This window comes from Photobacterium sp. GB-56 (assembly GCF_003026105.1).
GTDB lineage: Bacteria > Pseudomonadota > Gammaproteobacteria > Enterobacterales > Vibrionaceae > Photobacterium.
The window spans coordinates 1-3,003 of record NZ_PYNW01000038.1 but is presented as its reverse complement, the minus strand read 5'-3'; the positions used below and the strand labels follow the sequence as shown (position 1 = coordinate 3,003).

Here is a 3,003-nt window from a genome sequence, read left to right as displayed (position 1 = left end):
CCAAGTTTCGTTACATTGTCCGAGCCGCTGCTTTATTCAGGCTCGTAGGTTCATCTGGTGATACAGACGGTTCACTCATAAAGCGGTGAACAACGCTTCATACGACTTCAGGTCGCACGGACAAAAGCGAGTTACGCACTTTGCTCTATTTTGGCTGGTAAGTATTAGGAAAAGTAGGGATAACGCTTTGCTAAGCGGCAATAAAATAGCTGGCTATAATTAGCGAAGAACGAGCAAAAGCCAGCTGTTTTTTGTCCGTTTGAGCAACTTGTTAGGCGGCTACATCCAATTTGCTAAAATGGATTTCCAAAAAGTCCAATAACGAATCACAAGGTTTAATTCTAGGGCCCATTATATCGATTACATTTGTTGAACTAATTTCTAAATATGGCTTAATGGATACAGAGCTAACATTTGATGTAACCTCTTTTAATTTTTTTAAAAAAGCTATAAAGAAGTCCATTTCATTGTGCCCTCGAGATATTTCCTTAATTTCAAATTGAGATAACTCTTGCCAACACTGCTTAATACCGCCATGTTCTGTTGACTCTGTACTCACCTTTGTTTTGCCATCTAGATAGTTATACATATCAGGTAAAGAGTAATTTGGGTGTAATTTAAGGTTATTATCGATGTTAAATAAATCTGTCGTTTTGATGCAGTCCAAATTAAGTCGCACACCACCTTTCCGTCTATGAAAAAGCACCCAAGCCATCAATTCTTTCGAAATATTATTAAACTCCTCGTGAGCTTTACTAAATAATGTGGCTAGTTTATTTGAAATTCCCGTACCTGAAGATTGTCTATATATTTCAGCCCAAACCTGGCATAAGCTCTCACTGTTAACAATATAGTTTTCGATTGAGTAGTAGCCCGTCTCATATATTGTTTCAGCTTTATTAACTTTAACAGGGATAATATCATCGATATCTTTATCAATAAAAAACAGTAATGGTTGCATATCACATGTTTTATGTCCTATCTCTCCGTGGTGGTATAAGACACTATCTTTTTTTCCACAAATATAAGTTTTTAGCTCGTAGCCTGTTGGAATTAAGTGCCTTATAGTAGTTCCATAAAATGATTCATCTGTTTTACCTTCAAAGAAACAGTGCACTATCCTTTTTTTAGGGTTATATCCAATTAAAAAAAGGTGATGCTCAATATTTTCATTAGCTAGCTCTTTATTTAAATAATCTAAAAAATCCATTTTATGAATAAAACTCCATCAATGATTTAGCCTTACTTTTCAAACTATTGTTATATACGAATGGAGAGTGTGTAACAGCAACTAAACCGTTACAGTTATCAGTAGAAACTATATCTTCTAATAATGTTTTTTGCCATGGAACAGATAAGGAGAGCTCTGGCTCATCGATTATAACCAAGAAGTCTTCAAAGTCAGAAAGGTACATGTGTGCAAAAAGAGAAACGATTTGCTTTTCACCAGAAGATAACAAACTCAGATCGATTTCATCTGTGGAGTCACTTAAAACAAAATCTTCATTTTCAAAGTCTGGCATCAAAGGCAATGTAAACTCTTTATTATCGAATTCAAATTTTTTGCCCCGCAGGTAATTATTAGAAAGCTTTGCAAAAGTTCTTACTTTGTCCTCTTTATTTAGTTGTTCTTTGTGAAGATTCAACAGTTTTTTTATCAAGTGTGCGGATAACAAATCAATGTCAGATAATCGATCCCCTTGATTTAGTAAATTTGCTGTTTTTCTGAGATTGATAAGATCTTCACTCGAAAAGAAAGAGTCATTTCGAGCGATTTTTTCAAAAATAGAATCTAGCTCTTCATCGTTAAAGTGATAAACTGGAAGTTGTGCTTCCTGCATGTATTCTTTTCTGAGTATTACACGGAGATAACCACTAGTGAGACTTTCTAAGGATGCTCTAAACTCATTTTCTAACTGATTCATTTTAGATGAAATCATAGATTGTACATCTTGCATTCCAAATTCAACCAATTCAACGTGTTCTCTGCTTTTAATAAAACTAGAGTGATGTCTATTGTACTTTCTCAGGTCATCTTCTAAAGAAGGAAAAATATGTTTCAAATCCCTTTCAATACGTCTATATGTTGGTAAGTATAAAACATGGAAGTTTAAAACAGACTCTAGCTCGATTAAGCTTTGTGGAATGCAATCTAAAGAGACATCAGTCCGAAGGATTTCAGATAAAGTCCTACGCATTTTTGATGGCGTGGTGAAATGCTCATTTTTCAGTTTATGAAAAATATCAGGTCCAAAATTTTCGAATGCTGTCTTTGCACTTACCCCTATAGATTTCAACTTGAACAACATGTGCATGTTGCTATTTTCATTAACTTCATCACAAGCGGTGACAACATCATTCATTGTGAATGAATAAGCTCTTCCATCAACGCTTACTTCTATTTTTTCAAATTGATATTTTAATAATTTTGGCCATTGGCTAGTTAATGTATAGAAAAATATATTAATAATTGTACTTTTCCCTAACCCATTCTCTCCAACCAAAATAAGTTGATTGTCAGCTAGTTTAACGTCAAAACTTTTGTGTCCGTATAGTTTATCAATTTTTATGTAATCTATATTTGTAGTTTTCAATTTGTATCCTTTTGAATTGTAAAAATCAGAATTTGGTTAAGACGCCTAACAGTATATGAATAAGCACTCTTACTTTTGTGCAAAAACATACTCATAAAACACCTTTATTATACTCGATATAATCTATATATATCATGAGGTTGATAGCATTTTTCACACCGAATTCTTTGTGAGAGGATGTGTAAAGTAAGAAATGTATTAAATAAGCCTAATTACCTACAAAAACTAATCCAAAATAACGTTAAAAAGATATGAATGAGTATTAGGTCTAACTGATAAAGAGGCAAAAGCGTGTTAGATATTTTACCCTATCAAAACTGGTCAATATTATAAAAAGTATGGATAACTCTTCCATAAAGTACCTTTTAGGGTACAAAAAGACCGTCTATATGAACGGTCTTTCCAAGAC

The 3,003-nt window shown here is 33.4% G+C and carries 2 protein-coding genes; both read right to left on the bottom strand.

Translation table 11 applies throughout. The features are described from left to right. Positions 1–271 precede the first annotated feature (271 nt). Positions 272–1,210 (bottom strand): DUF4435 domain-containing protein, encoded by a 939-nt coding sequence (locus tag C9J42_RS21145; RefSeq protein WP_107302296.1) that lies wholly within the window; start codon positions 1,208–1,210, stop codon positions 272–274. 1 nt (position 1,211) lies between these two features. After that, positions 1,212–2,594, bottom strand: coding sequence for an AAA family ATPase (locus C9J42_RS21140; protein ID WP_107302295.1), 1,383 nt, complete (start codon positions 2,592–2,594; stop codon positions 1,212–1,214). Positions 2,595–3,003: the final 409 nt, after the last annotated feature.